Source organism: Streptomyces sp. NBC_01296, assembly GCF_035984415.1.
GTDB lineage: Bacteria > Actinomycetota > Actinomycetes > Streptomycetales > Streptomycetaceae > Streptomyces.
The window spans coordinates 61,189-76,646 of the sequence record NZ_CP130720.1 but is presented as its reverse complement, the minus strand read 5'-3'; the positions used below and the strand labels follow the sequence as shown (position 1 = coordinate 76,646).

Annotated in this window: 17 protein-coding genes; 1 reads left to right on the top strand and 16 read right to left on the bottom strand. The window is 70.3% G+C overall.

Going from position 1 to position 15,458, the window contains the following annotated elements:
- Positions 1-44: 44 nt before the first annotated feature.
- The 12 genes from OG299_RS00385 to queC all read right to left on the bottom strand — a co-directional run bounded on the left by OG299_RS00385 (position 45) and on the right by queC (position 9,038).
- Positions 45-656: a PIG-L deacetylase family protein gene (locus OG299_RS00385; RefSeq protein ID WP_327359955.1), complete on the bottom strand. Its 612-nt coding sequence runs from the start codon at positions 654-656 to the stop codon at positions 45-47.
- Positions 653-1,525, bottom strand: a complete 873-nt coding sequence (locus OG299_RS00380; protein WP_327359954.1) for a 5'-3' exonuclease — start codon at positions 1,523-1,525, stop codon at positions 653-655. The genes OG299_RS00385 and OG299_RS00380 overlap by 4 nt, the downstream gene beginning before the upstream one ends.
- Positions 1,525-2,661, bottom strand: coding sequence for a glycosyltransferase family 4 protein (locus OG299_RS00375; RefSeq protein ID WP_327359953.1), 1,137 nt, complete (start codon positions 2,659-2,661; stop codon positions 1,525-1,527). The genes OG299_RS00380 and OG299_RS00375 overlap by 1 nt, the downstream gene beginning before the upstream one ends.
- A complete protein-coding gene (locus OG299_RS00370) occupies positions 2,658-3,215 on the bottom strand; it encodes a phosphoribosyltransferase (protein WP_327359952.1) in 558 nt (185 codons plus the stop codon). Before OG299_RS00370 ends, OG299_RS00375 begins: the two co-directional genes overlap by 4 nt.
- Positions 3,212-4,168 (bottom strand): radical SAM protein, encoded by a 957-nt coding sequence (locus OG299_RS00365; RefSeq protein WP_327359951.1) that lies wholly within the window; start codon positions 4,166-4,168, stop codon positions 3,212-3,214. The genes OG299_RS00370 and OG299_RS00365 overlap by 4 nt, the downstream gene beginning before the upstream one ends.
- On the bottom strand, positions 4,165-5,199 hold the full coding sequence (locus OG299_RS00360) for a glycosyltransferase (protein WP_327359950.1): 1,035 nt from the start codon (positions 5,197-5,199) through the stop codon (positions 4,165-4,167). Before OG299_RS00360 ends, OG299_RS00365 begins: the two co-directional genes overlap by 4 nt.
- Positions 5,196-5,660 carry a DUF6884 domain-containing protein gene (locus OG299_RS00355; protein ID WP_327359949.1) on the bottom strand — a complete coding sequence of 155 codons (465 nt, stop codon included), beginning with the start codon at positions 5,658-5,660 and terminating at the stop codon, positions 5,196-5,198. Before OG299_RS00355 ends, OG299_RS00360 begins: the two co-directional genes overlap by 4 nt.
- Complete coding sequence (locus OG299_RS00350; RefSeq protein WP_327359948.1) at positions 5,657-6,235, bottom strand: formylglycine-generating enzyme family protein; 579 nt, start codon at positions 6,233-6,235, stop codon at positions 5,657-5,659. The genes OG299_RS00355 and OG299_RS00350 overlap by 4 nt, the downstream gene beginning before the upstream one ends.
- Positions 6,236-6,240: 5 nt before the next feature.
- On the bottom strand, positions 6,241-6,912 hold the full coding sequence (locus tag OG299_RS00345; protein WP_327359947.1) for a reverse transcriptase domain-containing protein: 672 nt from the start codon (positions 6,910-6,912) through the stop codon (positions 6,241-6,243).
- Between the two features lie 268 nt (positions 6,913-7,180).
- Positions 7,181-7,942 (bottom strand): 7-carboxy-7-deazaguanine synthase QueE, encoded by a 762-nt coding sequence (locus OG299_RS00340; protein ID WP_327359946.1) that lies wholly within the window; start codon positions 7,940-7,942, stop codon positions 7,181-7,183.
- Positions 7,939-8,334 (bottom strand): 6-pyruvoyl trahydropterin synthase family protein, encoded by a 396-nt coding sequence (locus OG299_RS00335; RefSeq protein ID WP_327359945.1) that lies wholly within the window; start codon positions 8,332-8,334, stop codon positions 7,939-7,941. The genes OG299_RS00340 and OG299_RS00335 overlap by 4 nt, the downstream gene beginning before the upstream one ends.
- On the bottom strand, positions 8,331-9,038 hold the full coding sequence (queC, locus tag OG299_RS00330) for a 7-cyano-7-deazaguanine synthase QueC (protein ID WP_327359944.1): 708 nt from the start codon (positions 9,036-9,038) through the stop codon (positions 8,331-8,333). The genes OG299_RS00335 and queC overlap by 4 nt, the downstream gene beginning before the upstream one ends.
- A gap of 224 nt (positions 9,039-9,262) precedes the next feature.
- Between queC and OG299_RS00325 the strand changes: the two genes are divergently transcribed.
- Positions 9,263-10,741 (top strand): peptide deformylase, encoded by a 1,479-nt coding sequence (locus tag OG299_RS00325; protein ID WP_327359943.1) that lies wholly within the window; start codon positions 9,263-9,265, stop codon positions 10,739-10,741.
- Between the two features lie 448 nt (positions 10,742-11,189).
- Here OG299_RS00325 and OG299_RS00320 read toward each other — a convergent pair whose 3' ends face one another.
- From OG299_RS00320 to OG299_RS00305, 4 genes are all read right to left on the bottom strand, one after another.
- Positions 11,190-11,351, bottom strand: a complete 162-nt coding sequence (locus OG299_RS00320) for a hypothetical protein (RefSeq protein WP_327359942.1) — start codon at positions 11,349-11,351, stop codon at positions 11,190-11,192.
- A complete protein-coding gene (locus OG299_RS00315) occupies positions 11,351-13,171 on the bottom strand; it encodes a glycoside hydrolase family 15 protein (protein WP_327359941.1) in 1,821 nt (606 codons plus the stop codon). The genes OG299_RS00320 and OG299_RS00315 overlap by 1 nt, the downstream gene beginning before the upstream one ends.
- Before the next feature lie 454 nt (positions 13,172-13,625).
- Positions 13,626-14,465 carry a GntR family transcriptional regulator gene (locus OG299_RS00310; protein ID WP_327359940.1) on the bottom strand — a complete coding sequence of 280 codons (840 nt, stop codon included), beginning with the start codon at positions 14,463-14,465 and terminating at the stop codon, positions 13,626-13,628.
- Complete coding sequence (locus tag OG299_RS00305) at positions 14,465-15,004, bottom strand: hypothetical protein (RefSeq protein ID WP_327359939.1); 540 nt, start codon at positions 15,002-15,004, stop codon at positions 14,465-14,467. The genes OG299_RS00310 and OG299_RS00305 overlap by 1 nt, the downstream gene beginning before the upstream one ends.
- Between the last annotated feature and the right edge of the window lie 454 nt (positions 15,005-15,458).

The window sequence follows — 15,458 nt, the reverse complement described above, 5'->3', positions numbered from 1 at the left end:
GGTGTATCCCCTCCACGGGAAGTGAGCAGGTCTTCGTGCCTGGGCTACAGGTGAGCGGTGCCGGGGAGCCGGCCGAGGATCGGTAGCGCGGTGAACGCTTCGGCCCGCGAGGCCCCGATCCGCGCCCCCCACAGCGCGCCGAGGTTCTCGGCCATGGGCCCGAAGTGATCGGTGATGGGCTGAGAGCGGTGTTCGCGCAGGGCCGTCATCTTCTGCTCGAAGGTGGCGGTGACGTCAACGATCACGGACCCGGCGACGGGCCCGCTGAGGGTCAGGGAGTTGTAGCTGTCGCAGGCGTAGAGCTTCTTGGGGTGGCCGGTGGCTATGACGGCGTCCACGAGCCCTTCCATGACGGCGGCCGCGATGCGCCGGTGGTCGGGATGGACGTCGTCGATGGGGTGGGTGATGAGGATCTCGGGGCGGTGGCGGAGGATCAGTTCCGTGACGACGGCCGCGTCGAGCGCCTCGGCGAGCACGACCTCGGCGCCCAGGGCCTTCCCGCCGGCGAGAGCCTCGGCGTTGCGTACGGCGTCGTGGGCCTGGACGGCGGCGATGACCGGGGCGGTGCGGGCATGCAGGGCGAGGGTCCCGCCGGCCCACAGTTCCGGGTCGTCGGGGTGCGCCATGACGGCTAAGACGGATCCGACGCGGCTCACCACAGACCCAGCTTCTCGACGACGTCGGCGGGCTTGGGCAGGAGCGGGCTGACGGTGCCGGTGGCCTGCCAGGTGACGGGCACGTCCCGCCGCATCCGGCTGAGCTCGCGCCACCGCAGCACATCGCTCCAACCCGCAGTGATAGCCGCGCCCTTCGCTCCGGTCAGGCGCCCGGAGTCGGGCAGGTCCTCAAGGGTGAGCCCGCCGGCCAGGAGCGCGCCGGCCGTCTTGGCGCCGATGCCCTTGACCCCGGGAATGTTGTCCGACGTGTCGCCGGTCAGCGCCCGGTAGTCGGGCCACTGGGCCGGGGTGACGCCGTACCGCTCGACGATCTCGGTGGCGGTGATGATCCGCGCGGACGCCTTCCGGGAGCGGTTGATGATCTTGACGTGTTCGCCGTCCAGGAGCTGGTAGTAGTCCTGGTCGGCGGACATGATCCGCACGGGCCGGTCCGGGTAGCGGGCGGTGAGGGTGGCGATGACGTCGTCGGCTTCGGCGTTGTCGATCTCGACCCAGCCGATGCCGTATCCGTCGAGGGCTTCCTTGATCGGGGCGAGGAACTGGATCGGCTCCAGAGCAGCTGGGGTGGATTCCCGGTTGGCTTTGTAGTCGGCGTCGGCGTCCTTGCGGTCCGCGCTGCCGTTCTCGCCGTCCAGGACGACGCAGATCTCCACCGGTTCGGTGTCCAGGTCGTCGCGGACGCTGGCCCGCAAGAGCGCGAAGAACGCGAAGAGGCCCGTCAGGTTGCGGGTCTTGTCCCGGGAGAACACCGGGGCGGGGAACCCGAAATGCCCACGCCACAGCACGTTGAAGCCGTCGACGAGGAGCAGGGGGGCGACCTGGGAGCGCAGACGGGCAGGGTTACCCATCACGACACCGCCTTCACGAATTGCTGGGCGATACGGACAGGCCTGTAGTCCTGCGAGAGGTGGTACATGGCCTTCGAAGTTCGCTCGTAGGCTATCGGATCGGCGAGGAGGCGCTGGGCCAGTCGAAGCAGCGCGTTCGGGCCGTGCATCAGTTCGGCCAGCAACCCCGGCGTGGCGGTGCCGTCTTGGAGCAGGGTCGGCAGATTTCCGGTCCGGTAGGCGATGACCGGCGTTCCGACGCTCATGGCTTCCAGGGCCACGAGCCCGAAGGTCTCCCGCAGCGAGGGAACGATCACCAGCGCTGCCTCGGAGAGCCAGAGGGGAACCTCGTCCCAGGGCAGCGTGCCGGTGCTGAGCGTGATGTGGTCGGCCTTGTCGGCGATGGTGCGGCAGCGGCCGAGCAGCTTCTCCTGCGAGCCGTCGGCGCTCTCGAAGGCGGCTGTGGCGAGCTGAACGTGCAGCGGCCGGCGGGAGGGAAGACAGGCTGCGGCGGTGAGCAGCGGCAGGACTCCCTTCTCGGTTCCCAGGCGAGCAAGGACGCGAATGGGTCCGCTTTCGCGCAGGGCACGTCGCTCGGTCGCCGGCAGTGGGTCGATCTCGCGGAGCAGGGCGTTGGGCAGGACGTGCCAGCTGCTGGCGGCCCAGCCCGCTCGCCGGGCCTCGGACCGTACGAACTCGGAGGGGGCGATGACGGTATCGGCGAGAGCCAGGGCCGGGTGCATGTCCTCGGCGTGGGGCATGACGTGCACGGCGAGGATCCGGCGGACGCCTGCCGGCAAGTTCAACTCCAGGCGGCCGAGGCCCCACAGGGCGTCGGTGAAGACGACGGTGTCGGTGCGGTGCCGCTCGGTGATGTCGAGGAGGCGGGCCTGGAGTTTGTCGGTGGCGCCATCGATCGCGTCCCGCAGGGTGGTGTCGCTGCACGGGAAGGTGACGCCGAGGTCGAGGGGCTCCACTGTCACGCCGGGCAGGGACCGGCCCATCGGCTGGGGCGCGGCGGTGGCGATCACGACGTGGTGGCCGGCCTCCGCCAGGCCCGTGGCGAGTGCCGCGGTCGCCCGCTCGATTCCGGCGGGAGCGTCCACCTGCCAGGAGGCGAGCACCAGCAGCACGCTGCGCCAGGGGGTGAGGTTCACGGGGTTTGTCCCTTCAGGGGAGAGGGGGAGCTCAGGGCTACGAGTTCGATACCGCCGGGCGGGGCTTCCCAGGGGAAGACGACCCAGTCGTCGACCGTGTATGCGGCCCAGTCGGGTGCCCGGTCCGAGCCCTCGTTGCGGCACAGGGCCACGGTCTCGATGCGGCCGTCGGGCGTGAGCAGAGGCTCGAGTGCGGTGGTGAGGGCGGCGAAGGTGGCGCCGCTGCCGCAGATGTCGTCCACGAGTAGCACCCGCCCGGACAGCGTGTCCGGGAAGCCGCCGGGGAAGGCTACGGCCACGTTCCCGGTGGCCTGGGTGTGGATGGCGTCAGTGTGGTTGTGCTTGGCGTGGACGTGGGCGAGGGGTACCGCGAGGCGTCCGGCGAGCCCGGCACCCGGGATGGTGCCGCCGTTGGCCACCGCGAGGACGATGCTGACCTCGCCGTCCGGCGCGATGGCCGCGGCCAGCTCGTCGAGAACGCGCTCCAGCATGGGCTCGGTCAACTCGAAGGGGCCGGTGCCGCGGAAGAGGCGACGGGCCGTGGGGCCGCTCACGGGGCACTCCCTTGCAGGACAGGCACGGGCAGGTGGAGGTCCTCGGCCCGGATCAGTCGGCGCAGCGCGCTGATCTCGTTGGCCTGATCCGTGTTGCGCCAGACCCTGCCGTCGGCGCGGACGACGGTGAACGCGTCGGCGATCTCCCTGGTCCGCAGCCGTACCCGCATTCCGGGTGGCGGCGTCACGGCGTCGAGCCGGGTTCGGGCCTGGGCGTCGGAGAGCATCTGCGTGTCGCGCAGGGCCCGGCCGTCGCCGATGGGCAGCATCTGCAGGAAGGTGACCCCGCCGGCTCCGAGCCGGCTGGCGAGGTCCGAGATCTGCTGCATGCCGTCGGCCGTGGACCGCATCACGACGTAGTGGAGCTGCACCGGAAGGCCGGCCCGGGCGGCGACCCGAACTCCCTCGCAGGCACGCTCGAAACTTCCCGCGCCGCGCCAGTGGTCGTGCGTCGCCGCGGTGGGTCCGTCCAGGCTGACGCGGATCGCGTCGAAGATCCCGACGAGTTCGGGTGCGCGCCGCGCGAGGTGCCAGCCGTTGGTGGTGCAGCTCACGACGGCACCCGCTGAGCGCAGGGTCCGGCCGAGCGCCGTCAGATCCCTCAGGAGCAGCGGCTCACCTCCGGAAATGTCCAGACCGAGGGTGCCGCTGGTGGCAAGGATCTTGGCGATCCTCGCCCGTTCAGTACCTCGCAGCTCTTTGACGGTCTTGTCGTCCAGGCACTGCGGGCACGTGAGGTTGCACCGGACGAGCGGCGACCAGCAGACGTTGAACGGCACGGCTGTGGCGACCTGCCGCTGGAAGACGGCCATCCACGCCGTGACCTGTGTGTCGTCGAGCCAGCAGCGTCCAGGCGGCAGTACCTGCGGTGCGAGATGGGTCAGTTCGGTGGCCGGGTCGTACACCAGGCTCCGGCCGCCCAGGACGCGGGTCGAGAAGGCGCGAACGGTCATCGGGCGTTCACCTCCGCCCGCACCAGCAGCCGGTGTGCGGCGGCCGCGAAGGTCCGGCCACGGCCGGTGGGCGCCGCCCCGGCCAGCCTGCCGCGGTAGTGGGCGAGCGTGGCCGGCCAGCCCTGGAGCTTGGTCTGCCACTGCGTGTCGGCGTCCGGGGGGTCGAGGTGGTAGCCGACCGCCTGGCGCAGCGGGACGACGAGACAGCCTGCTGCGATGAGAGCGGCGCCGAGGTGGGTGTCCTCCATACCCCAGCCGATGCGGCCGAACGTCTCGTCGAAGCCGCCGACGTCGACGACCGCGGCCCGGGGCACGGCGACCATGGCCGTCACGACGGTGCGGGCCAGGTCCCAGTCGAGGTAGAAGGCGCCGTGGCCCAGCTTCTGGAAGTCGTCCGTGTCGTTGAGGGGGCTGCCCGTGGCGGGGCCGGGCAGGACATGGCCAGAGTAGAAGAGGGTGCCTCCCTCGCTGCGCCAGGTGACCCGATGGTCGGCCGCGAGATCGGCCGGTCCTTCGGGGACCAGGGCCTGACCGCCCGGGCCGGGCTGGAAGGGCACGTTGTGGCGGAAGCCTGTGAGGACGGTGTCCGGCAGAGCGCGGGCGGCGAAGTCGGCCAGCGCATGGCGCGGCAGCACCATGTCGGAGTCGAGGTACAGGACGGTGTCGGCACTCGCCAGGTAGGTGCCGACGTTCCGGGCAGCAGCGGCCCCCTGCGGCTGGGCGAGGCGCACCCATGTGTCCACGGCGGGATGCCGGGCGGCGATGAGGTGGGTGTTGTCGGTGGATCCGTCGTCGACCACGATCACCTCGACGGGGCCCTGGGTGTCCTGGGCGGCGAGGGAGTCAAGGACGGCCTTGAGTGCGTAGCCGGTGTTCCGGGCGGGGATCACCACCGACACGGCGCGGCCAGCGGCGAGGCCCGGCGGTGTCGGCGTATGCCAGCCGATCCCGGTGGCGCCTTCGAAGTCGGCCCGCAGCCTGCTGTGGTCGTTGGGCTGCTCTCCCAAGGCGTAGGCCAGGGTGTCGTTCACGGCCAGTTCCAATCGTCGAGTACGGCAGAGGCTTCGTCCCAGCCGCGGGGGTCGGTGATCCACCGGATGCGTGGCCGGTCCTCGTCACCGAGGACATCGGCCAGCAGCGACAGGTAGGCCGGCTCGGCGACGAGGAGGATCTGCGCGGGGTGGTGCTCCAGAGCGTCAAGGCGTTCACGGACGGCGGCGCAGACCGCGGGCCGCAGCAGGCGGGCGCGTGCGTCGGTCAGCGGCCGCTCGTAGGGCAGGACCCTGGAGCAGGCTGCGAGGAGACCGTGCTCGGCCGACAGGAAGCACACCCGCTCCAGTACCTGCGGCTGTCCGGCCAGCCGACCGCGTAACTGCGGGACGATGCCGCCCTGGTACAGGTCGAGCGCGGGCACCGGGGTCGCCGCAGCCGCCTTGCGCCGGGAGCATCCGGCCATGACCAGAGTGCCCGGCAGCGGGATGGGGGCGTTCACGTCTCCCTCACCACCCGGAAGCCGATCCCCGCCGAAGCCAGTTCGGCCGGCGCGGCGTTGAGGAACGTGCACTTCGCGTAGAGGCCCGGGGAGGCGTATGAGGCGCCCCGCAGGATGAACCCGTCGCCCAGTACTGGGCTGGAGGTCCACTCCCAGCAGTTCCCCGCCATGTCCAGCAGCCCTTCCGGGGTCGCGCCATCGGGGTGGGAGCCGACCTCGGTGGTGGTGCCGGGTCCGCCGCGCAGGTTCGCGAGACCGGCCTCCGGGGCCGCTTCCCCCCACGGAAAGGTGCGCCGGCCAGGGCCTGAGGCGGCGTACTCCCACTCCACGGAGCGAGGCAGGCGCCCGCCGAGTCGGCGTGCGATCTCGGCGGCCTCGGGCTGGGACACTCCGGTCATCGGCGCCGTGCTGACTCCCGCGCCGAGCTGGGCAGGGGTGATGGGGGTCCGGGTCCATTCCAGAGCCCGGACCGTGATCGGCCGGCCGCGGTCTCCGAAGAGGCAGACGCCGGAGGGGACCGGGACCCAGCAGATGTCCTGCCCGGGCGGCGCGGCGGGGGTGATGGTGGGCGTCATGGGCGTCATCCGCTGATCAGGAAGAGGTCTTCGGCGTTGGCCGCCGGCCGGATCCGGCTCTTGCCGGGGTGGGGCTGCAGCCCTGCTTTGCCGAGTGCGGCGGTCAGGGCCTCATTCGCTGTCTCGGCTTGCGCCTGGCTGGGCGCGAACAGGCAGTAGTTGTCGGCGAACCTCACGACGTGGAGGCCGCGAAGCGCGGAGTCGACACGGGAAAGGCGCAGGTTCAGGAGCATCGGGCTCAGCCCGCACCCGGGAGCGATCGGGTCGGGCAGAGCCTCCAGGGCGGTGCGGACCCTGTCCAGGAAGGACCCGTCCTGGATGTGTTCGGCGAGCCAGCCTATGACCTCATCGGTACTGGAGCCGGCCGACGCCTGCTTCACGTCGACATCGGCGACCCATACCCAGCCGGCTTGCAGGTGTTGGGCGGCCTGCCGGAGCGAGGTGAGCCGGTTGCGTCCCGGTCGGAAGCCGGAGACCCACGGCGCGAACGCGTGTGCCTCCAGGACCGGCTCGATGGCGCGGCGCATCGCCCGGTGGACGATGCGGTCGCCCACCGTCGGGATCACCATGTCGATCCGTTTGCCGGTGTAGGCGATGACGTGCGACGCCTTGACCGGCCCGGGCTGCCACTGCCCCAGGCGGAGGTCTTCGCCGAGCCGATCGAGGCGCTCACGCATACCCGTCCGGAAGGCCGCCCATGACTGTCCATCGGCGCCGGGCGCCGAGGCCCGTCGCATACACAGCCGGGCGGCACGCTTCAGGTGACGCGGTTCGACAAGGAACGGCATCAACGAATGGGTAGACAGAGCAAGGGAGTTGCGCGCTACAGTGGCTCCTGCCTGAGTGGCAGGAACGATCCCCTCCTCTGCTGATTGGCCGCTATCCCACACACGCGGCTGGAGAGAGCGGGAACGACGGCCCCACTCAGGCTTTGTGTTGTCCGGGCTACCGGCCACGCTCGTCCTCCCACAGCAGCGTGTGAAGCCGTGGGCTCAGGTTGAAGCCCAGACGGAGTGCGCCGTCGGCCATCTCCCGCATCCCGTCCAGGACGGCCTTCGAGGACACGCCCTCGGGCATCACCCACACCTCGTGCAGAGCGAACCGCTCGACGAGGTCGGCCGTTTCGACGAGGTCGTCGGCGTGGCTGATGACGAACTTGAAGCGGGCCTTGCCGCTCTTGGCCAGCGCGCGCAGCGCGGCCGGGACGATACGGGCCGACGCCCGCCCGCCGGCGGAGGACAGCTTCGGTGACACGTTGAACGCGCGCACGCTCTCCACCAGCTCCCCGCTGGGGATGAACGTCCCGTTCGTCTCGATCTCGATCTCCCGGCCCGCCCTGTGCAGGGCACGGGCCAACCGGGTCAGACCGGTCATCTGGATCATCGGCTCCCCGCCGGTGATCACGACCAGCGGCGTACGGAAGCTCAGCGCCCACTCGGTGAGGGACTCCACGCTCTGCCGGCGCGCGACCGCCGGGTCCCGCGGGTCATACCGCTTGAAGTCCCACGTCTCGGGGGTGTCGCATGCCCACCGGGCCTGCTTGCCGTGCCCGCACGACAGGTTGCAGCGCGAGAGTCGTATGAACAGGGCCTGCCTGCCAGTGGAGGGGCCTTCCCCCTGGAAGGTGGGCCCGAAGGTCTCCGCGACCGATAACTGCCGGTCGTCGGCCGCAGAGCTCGACAGGAGGTGGAGCGCGCCAGCGTTCATCCGCGTGCCACCTCGAACGTCGCCCACGAGGACGGGGACTCTGACACGCTCACGCTCACGAGCTGACCCTCGACGGCCGGCTCCAGGTGTTCGATGAGCCACTCGGCGAGGAGCCGGGCCAGGTTCTCCGACGTCGGCTCGATCTCCAGGACCCTGTTCAGGTTCTGGTGGTCCAGGTGGTCGTCGATGAACTGCCTGAACGGCCCGAAGTTCGCGAAGTCCGTCACGAACCCGGGCCCGGTCAGAACGTGGGCGGTCCAGACGACCTCGACGGTGTAGGTGTGCCCGTGCTCGCGCCTGCACTTGTGGCCCTCCGGCAGGCTCAGCAGCTGGTGCGCGGCGTGGAAGGTGAACTGCTTGCCGATCCGGGTCCAGCCCGTCACCGCGCTCATCGGCCAGCCTCCTCGGACACCGTCTCGTACGCGGTCGGGTCCGGCACGCCCGCCAGGGTGAACGCTTCGCGCCGCTCGACGCACGTTCCGCACACCCCGCAGTGGAGTTCGCCGCCCTTGTAGCAGGACCATGTCTCCTGGAACGGCACTTTCAGCTCGGCGCCGCGTCGGGCGATGTCCGCCTTCGTCATGTGCAGGAACGGGGCCAGGACGCGGAAGTCCGTGACGAGCAGGCCCTCGTTGCCCGCCTTGATGGACTGGGTGACTTTGTCGAAGAACAGGGGTCGGCAGTCTGGGTAGACGCTGTGGTCGCCGGCGTGGGCGCCGAAGGCGATGGCGTCGGCCTTCTCGCTGATCGCGACGGCCGCTGCGATGTTCAGCATGATCGCGTTGCGGTTGGGGACGACCGTCGATGCCATCGTCGCGTCGCTATAGTGGCCGTCCGGGACGGCCACGGAGGCGTCGGTGAGCGCGGAGCCGGTCAAGAGCGCGCCCACGCTCCGCAAGTCGACGGTGCGGTGCGCGGCGCCGAGCCGGTCGGCGGTCTTCGTGGCGTAGGTGAGCTCCTTGACGTGGCGCTGCCCGTAGTCGAACGAGAGCAGGATCAGGGCGGTGCCCTGGTCGGCGAGGTCGTACGCGGTGACGGCACTGTCCATGCCGCCCGAGCTGATGAGCACCGCTGTGCGCGGCGCGGGTCCAGTCATCTCCTGATGCCCTTCAAAGGTCCCCGGACGAACATGCCGGGGAGTGGAGTGAGTCCGGGCGCGTGGCCTTGGCGTGTGGACGCGAGGCGGGGCGGCGGACGTGGCGCGGTCGCGTGCATACGCGTCGGCCGCCTGGCATCAGTGAGCCCCAACCGGGCAGGATGAGGCATCCGTGAGTCGCACTCACTCACGCTCATCCTCAACTCAACGTGCCGGGAGCCAACATGGGGGACCGATCCGAGCGCGGGACCTTCGCGGCAACGCTCAAGCACTTCCGCACGATCCGCGGCTACTCCGCAGCAGCACTGGCCAGGAGGCTCGGAATCGATCCCTCCTACGTCAGTCATCTGGAAGCCGGCCGTGAGCGAGGAAGCTCCGACCTGGTCCGCCGCATGGACAAGGAACTCGAGGCCGCCGGAGCCCTCTGGCATGCCTGGCAGGAGGACGAAGGCGAACCCGTTCCCGCCGAGACGCCGGAGGAGACGCCCACATCCACCGGGGTCCTCGTCCTGGAGGACGAGGCGCGCCTGACGTACGACGGCACCCGCTACCAGCTGCGGATGCGCAGGCTCGTGCGCAACGTCGGCTCTGTTCCGGTCACCCGCTACCTCGTCCGGATCGCCGTTGACCGCTACCCCGGGGAGCCCGAGCGCTCCAACGCCCTGTACCGGCTGCGTCCGCTGACCTGGGACGAACTGCGGCTCGAGGCGCAGTGCGGGGACGAAGCCATGGGCTGGACGGTCAAGCACGACCGGGACGCGTTCAAGGAGATATGGCTGACGTTCGCCAACGATCAGGCCCGCTTCCCGCTCTACCCGGGCCAAGAGGCCGAGATCACCTACTCGTACACGGTCAGTGGCGACAAATGGGGGCCGTGGTTCCAGCGGGCAGTGCGCGTACCTACCCGCGAGCTCAGCGTGACCCTCGCCTTCCCAAGCGCCCTCAAACCCACCGTCTGGGGCACCGAGACGTCCCTCACCGCGGACTTCGCCCCCCTCCGCACGCCTCCCACGCGGCACATCGAGGGGGACCAGACGATCTTCTCGTGGAGCACCCGGGACCCTCAGCTTCACGCCCGCTACCGCCTGGAATGGCGACTCACCACCCCGCACACCGCAGAGAGCGAGTCCGAGCCCGTGAACCCCACCTCCCCGAGCGCCGCCATGGCCGGCGCGGGCATCGTCCAGGACGGCGACCCGCTGCTGCACGCCGTCGCACGCCCCTTCGACCTCCCTGCTGAAGCCGAGGAAGCAAGGCGCGTGGTGGGCACCCTCTTCGAAGCTATCGCGCGTGTCCGTCAACTGCACACGTTCGGCAAGGGCATGGGAATCGCCGCCTGCCAGATCGGGATCGACCGTGCCGCCGCGGTCGTCATCCCCCCGGATCTGGAAGCCGACCCGATCGTCCTCCTCAACCCGGACATCGCCGAGACCGCCGCCGACTCGGACGAGCAGTACGAGGGATGCCTGAGTTTTTTCGACGTCCGAGGTCTGGTCCCCAGGCCCTTGTACGCCGTCATCGCCCACACCGACCTGGACGGCACCCGCCGCCTCATCCGCTACGAGCACGGACTCGCTCGCCTGGTCCTCCACGAGGTCGACCACCTGCACGGCACGCTCTACCGGGACCGGATGCTCCCCGGCACGACACCGATCCCAGTCGAGGAGTACCGAGGCACCGGACATAACTGGACGTATCGGTAACGACGTCACCGCTCCCGCAGGCCCGAGGGGGCTATGGCTTCCGACCCGGGGCTTCATAAGGCACTCTCCGTGACGTCGTCAGGCATGCCCGCGAGGTGACGGACAGAAGATGCCCACAGGGCGAAGCCGTGCCGGCGGGGACGAGCGACCGGAGCCCGACCATCGTGGCGCAAACGGGGCGTCCCGGTTCGTCCGCTCACGCCTGGGTCCTGGATGGGGTACGCGTGCCGCTGCGGGGGCGCAGGGGCACCTTCGCGTCGGCGAGGATCCGGTGGATCGTGGCGAAGGCGCGCCCCAATCTCCTCGGAAATTTGCCGTATGGTCCCCTGCCGCTGGTCGGTGTACGCGGCGATGACCGCCTGCTTGAACATCTCCCGGTCGCGCATTCGCGCCGACCGCCGGGGCGTGGATCTCCTGCACCACGATGCCGAGCCGGGGGCCGCCCGCCTCATAGCCTGCTCCCGCGGTGCACGGCGAGGCTTTCCCTGGTGCGGAACCTGGCTGCCGCCCGTACCGCCGTCCGCTGCTGATGCGCGGCGGCGCTCACCAACGGCATTGCCGAGGCGAGCAGATACAGGGCGCACAGGACCTCGGTCAGTGGGCTGGGCATCACAGGACCCTTACCGCCGTGTCCTCGGCGGCGAGCCGGAGAATCGAGTCGCACATCGCCACGTGACTGAATGCCTGTGGGAAGTTCCCGACCAGGTGCTGCCGGACGGGGTCCCACTCTTCGGACAGGAGCCCCAGGTCGTTGCCGAGGGCCAGCAGCTTCTCCAGGAGGGTACGGGCCTCGCCCGTGCAACCGATCATGGAGAGGGCGTCAACCAGCCAGAACGAGCAGGCGAGGAACGCTCCCTCGTCGCCCTCCAGCCCGTCCACTCCCACCGCGGAGCCGGCCGAGGGGTAGCGCAGGAGGAAACCGTCGGGGGTGGACAGCTCGTGCTGGATCGCCCGGATCGTGCCGATGACCCGCGGGTCAGTGGGAGGAAGGAAGCTCGTCTGGGGCAGGAGGAGGAGCGAAGCGTCCAGCTCCGGCGATCCGTACGACTGGGTGAAGGTGCCCCGCGCGGAGTCGAAGCCGTGCTCGCAGACCTGGGCGTGGATGGTGTCTCGCAATTCCCACCAGCGGTCCAGGACGCCGGGGTCGACAGTGGTACCGCCGGACTCGACGAGCGTGATGGTGCGGTCCATGGCGGCCCAGGCCATGCCCTTGGAGTGGACGAAGTGGCGGCGCGGGCCGCGGATCTCCCAGATGCCGTCGTCCGGCTGGTCCCGGACCCTCTCCAGGTATTCGACCAGCTTCACCTGGAGGTGGGCTGCGGTCTCGGCCGGGCCCAGGCCGGCCTCACGCGCCGCGTGCAGGGTCATGGCGACCTCGCCGTATACGTCGACCTGCAGCTGGTGGGCGGCCCCGTTCCCGACCCGGACTGGACGTGAACGCTCGTAGCCGGGTAGCCAGTCGAACTCGACCTCGCCGAGCGACCTCGCACCGGCGATGCCGTACATGATCTGCAAGTTCTCCGCGTCGCCGGCCACCGCGCGCACCAGCCAGGCGGACCAGGCGCGGGCCTCCTCGCGGTAGCCGGTGCGCAGCAGGGAGGACAGGGTGATCGCGGCGTCGCGCAGCCAGGTGTAGCGGTAGTCCCAGTTCCGTCCCCCGCCGATCTCCTCCGGCAGCGACGCGGTGGGCGCGGCGACGATCCCGCCGGTGGGCGCGTATGTGAGGGCCTTGAGGGTGATCAGGGAGCGCAGGAGCGCGTCGCGGTAGGGCCCGTCGTAGGTGCAGAGCAAGCTCCACCGCGACCAGAACTTCTCCGTCGCCTCCAGGGCCTCGCCGGCGTCGGGCACCGGGGGCGGTGCCTGGTGGGAGGGATGCCAGCTGAGGACGAAGGCGACGCGCTCGCCCGCGCGGACGGTGAAGTCGGCGTACGACGTCTCGTCCTGGCCGTACGTGGTGGCCGAGGTGTCCAGCCACAGGGAGTCGGGGCCCGCGACGGCGTGGAGGCGGCCTTCGTCGGTGGTGGTCACCCAGGGCACGATGCGCCCGTAATCGAACCGCATCCGAAGGGTGCTGCGCATCGCGACCGTGCCGGCGGTGCCTTCGACGATGCGGACCGTCTGGGGGGTGCCGTCGCGGGGCGGCATGCAGTCGGTGACGCGGACTCGCCCGGTGGGGGTGTCCCATTTGGATTCGAGGATCAGGGTGCCGGGCAGGTAGCGGCGCCGGGCCGCCGATGGCGCGGTCCTGTGACTCGGGTGGGCGGTGCCGATGCGCCAGAAGCCGTGATCCTCCGTCCCAAGGAGGTGTGTGAAGACTGCGCTGGAGTCGAATCGGGGCAGGCACATCGAGTCGATGGACCCGTCACGGCTGACCAGCGCCGCTGTCTGCATGTCGCCAATCAGTGCGTAGTCCTCGATACGCGCGGGCATATGAGCAGTCCTTCTGCGGAGCGCCGACCGGGCCCTGAAGGCTCGGGTCGACGCGAGCGAACGTTCGGGCAGTGGTGCGGCTGGGGCGGATAGGCGCCGGGCGGTATCCGCCGTGGGCTGTGCCAGCGGCGGAGCGGTCAACGGGGTACCTCGGAGGCGGTGACGAAGACCGCGAGGAACAGCAAGAACACGGTGATTCGGTACTAGGGCGGTCGTTCCTCGGATGGTGTGACGGCAGGTCAAACGAGGCGCGGTCAGCGAGGCGTCAACGGAGGTCCCTCGCCGCGGCCAGGCCGGGCGTCCGTGAGTAGGGCGCGGCCGAGCATCGCCTGGACGTGGCGCCGAACCCGGCGCCGGTGGATCGCCACAGTGATGGCCCCCGCGATCGGCCCGACGAGGGGAGTACCGGTTAGCGGACCAAGAGCGCGTAGCAGTCGGTCGGAGCGGGGTACGGTCATGGAGTTCTCCGGCAGGAGTAGGCCAGAAGGCCCCTGATGGCCATGGCGAGGCAGGCGGTGTGCCATAGGCCGAGCAAGGCGGTATCGGGCAGCGGGGCCGATGCGGCTTCGCGTACCAGGGCCGCCGCGCGTTCCCCGCGGCGGATCGGATGGAGGCTTCCGGGCGGCGTGGGCGGCAGGACTTGCACGGCGATGACGCGCATCTCCTGCCATGCCGTCTCGACGTCCTCGGGTGGCAGGAACTGCCGGCTGCGCCAGCGGGTATACGCCAACCTGACGGCGTCCCGGATTTCGTGCTCGGTCAGCCTGGCCGTGCCGGTGGCTCGCGCTGGAAGGGCCACAGTCCGGGGCGGAGCGAGCAGCCACCCTGAGGGCAGGACCACGCGGCCCTGCCCCGGCTTTCGGCCGATCCATCCCTCGTCTTCCAGGACATTGAGGGCCTGGCGCATGACCGTTGGTTCGGTGACGCGGTCGCGGGCGAGCTCGGCGATTCCCGGCAGCGGCACCTCGGGAAGGTAGAGCCGGGCCGCGATCTGATCGAGAGCCCGGTCGGCCAGGTGGCGCGCCCGCCAGGCCCGCTCATCCGACGGATGAGGTACCGCGATGCGGTCGCCGGCCCGGGCCAGTGTCCCGGCCTCTGCCAGGTCCCGCAATGCGCGCGGCAGCAGGGGGGCGGGCACCCCGAGATCGGCAGCGAGGACCTTGGCTGGCAGGGCCATCCCGGGCGCGTATCGGCCGATGGTGATGCGGCGGGTGATCTCCTCGCATAACTCCGCCACAGTCGCTTCCCGCTCCGCTGCCTCAACGGCGCCGGTGTCCGGCGCAACTGTCGACATCACGCCAACCCGCCTTCAGCGCGGACGAGGAGCGTCGTGTGCTCGGCTCGCCGAGGAGCACGTTGAAGCAGATGGTGGGAGTCTCCGTAAGGACTGCTGACCTCACGGACCTTGGTCCAGCCACAGGCCTGCTCGAGATAGTCGGCCAGTGCTTTCGGACGGACCGTGCAGCGGATCCAGGCTGGCGGAGCGGGCTTGCGCGCGGCGTGGTCGCAGAGCCCGGACACGAGGAGCGCACCCACCCTCGACTCCCTCGGGTCGGTGTGGGCGAGGGACAGCACCTGGCTCGGCTCCTGCCGCTCTTCGAGCGTCCAGCCGAACAGAGGTGCCGCCGGCTGAACTGCGAGGGCAGCGACGAGCCTCTCGCCGTCCCACATTCCGACGGGCACCATTCCGGGCTCTGGCTCGGGAAGGCGTACGAGCTCCATCAGATTGGAGCTCTCCCCGCTCAGCGGGTGCCTCTTCTCCGCCAGCCAGTCCATACGCAGGGCAAGCAGCCGGTTGAGAGCCGGCACATGACTGAGGGTGAGCAGCTTCATCACATACATGGGCGAGCCTTGGGGTGGAAGTGGTCAAGGGATCAGTACGGAGGTCGATGCGGTGGGCCGGGGAGTCAGGAATGCGTCACTGACCTTGCCCTGCAGGGCCAGCCCCAGAGAGGTGTGGGGCTGGCCGTCTGGCGATGTGCTGTCCGCGCCGGCACGCCGTGAAGGGACGATGAGGCGTGCACGGTGACGGTCGTGGCATTGGCCCCCGTACGAGCGGGCTGCGCTTCGACCCGAGGCAGGTCGGGGACGGCCGTCGCCGGGCTGGCTGCGGGGACAGCTGCGTCGGCGTCGGTGGTGACCAGGAGCGTTGCGACCAGGCCCATACCGAGGACGTTGGCCCCCGTCAGCAGCACGCCGAAGAGCGCATTGCCGTCGGCCGATCGGCGGTGATGCCGGTTCCGTGCTCGCGGTGGCAGTGGGGTCAGGACGGTGGGGCCGCCTAACT

Coding starts and splice junctions, on each gene's coding strand:
- OG299_RS00380 (WP_327359954.1), bottom strand. CDS start 1,525: ATGGGTAACCCTGCCCGTCTGCGCTCCCAGGTCGCCCCCCTGCTCCTC.
- OG299_RS00365 (WP_327359951.1), bottom strand. CDS start 4,168: ATGACCGTTCGCGCCTTCTCGACCCGCGTCCTGGGCGGCCGGAGCCTG.
- OG299_RS00350 (WP_327359948.1), bottom strand. CDS start 6,235: ATGACGCCCACCATCACCCCCGCCGCGCCGCCCGGGCAGGACATCTGC.
- OG299_RS00345 (WP_327359947.1), bottom strand. CDS start 6,912: ATGCGTGAGCGCCTCGATCGGCTCGGCGAAGACCTCCGCCTGGGGCAG.
- OG299_RS00340 (WP_327359946.1), bottom strand. CDS start 7,942: ATGAACGCTGGCGCGCTCCACCTCCTGTCGAGCTCTGCGGCCGACGAC.
- OG299_RS00335 (WP_327359945.1), bottom strand. CDS start 8,334: ATGAGCGCGGTGACGGGCTGGACCCGGATCGGCAAGCAGTTCACCTTC.
- queC (WP_327359944.1), bottom strand. CDS start 9,038: ATGACTGGACCCGCGCCGCGCACAGCGGTGCTCATCAGCTCGGGCGGC.
- OG299_RS00325 (WP_327359943.1), top strand. CDS start 9,263: ATGGGGGACCGATCCGAGCGCGGGACCTTCGCGGCAACGCTCAAGCAC.
- OG299_RS00320 (WP_327359942.1), bottom strand. CDS start 11,351: ATGCCCAGCCCACTGACCGAGGTCCTGTGCGCCCTGTATCTGCTCGCC.
- OG299_RS00315 (WP_327359941.1), bottom strand. CDS start 13,171: ATGCCCGCGCGTATCGAGGACTACGCACTGATTGGCGACATGCAGACA.
- OG299_RS00310 (WP_327359940.1), bottom strand. CDS start 14,465: ATGTCGACAGTTGCGCCGGACACCGGCGCCGTTGAGGCAGCGGAGCGG.
- OG299_RS00305 (WP_327359939.1), bottom strand. CDS start 15,004: ATGAAGCTGCTCACCCTCAGTCATGTGCCGGCTCTCAACCGGCTGCTT.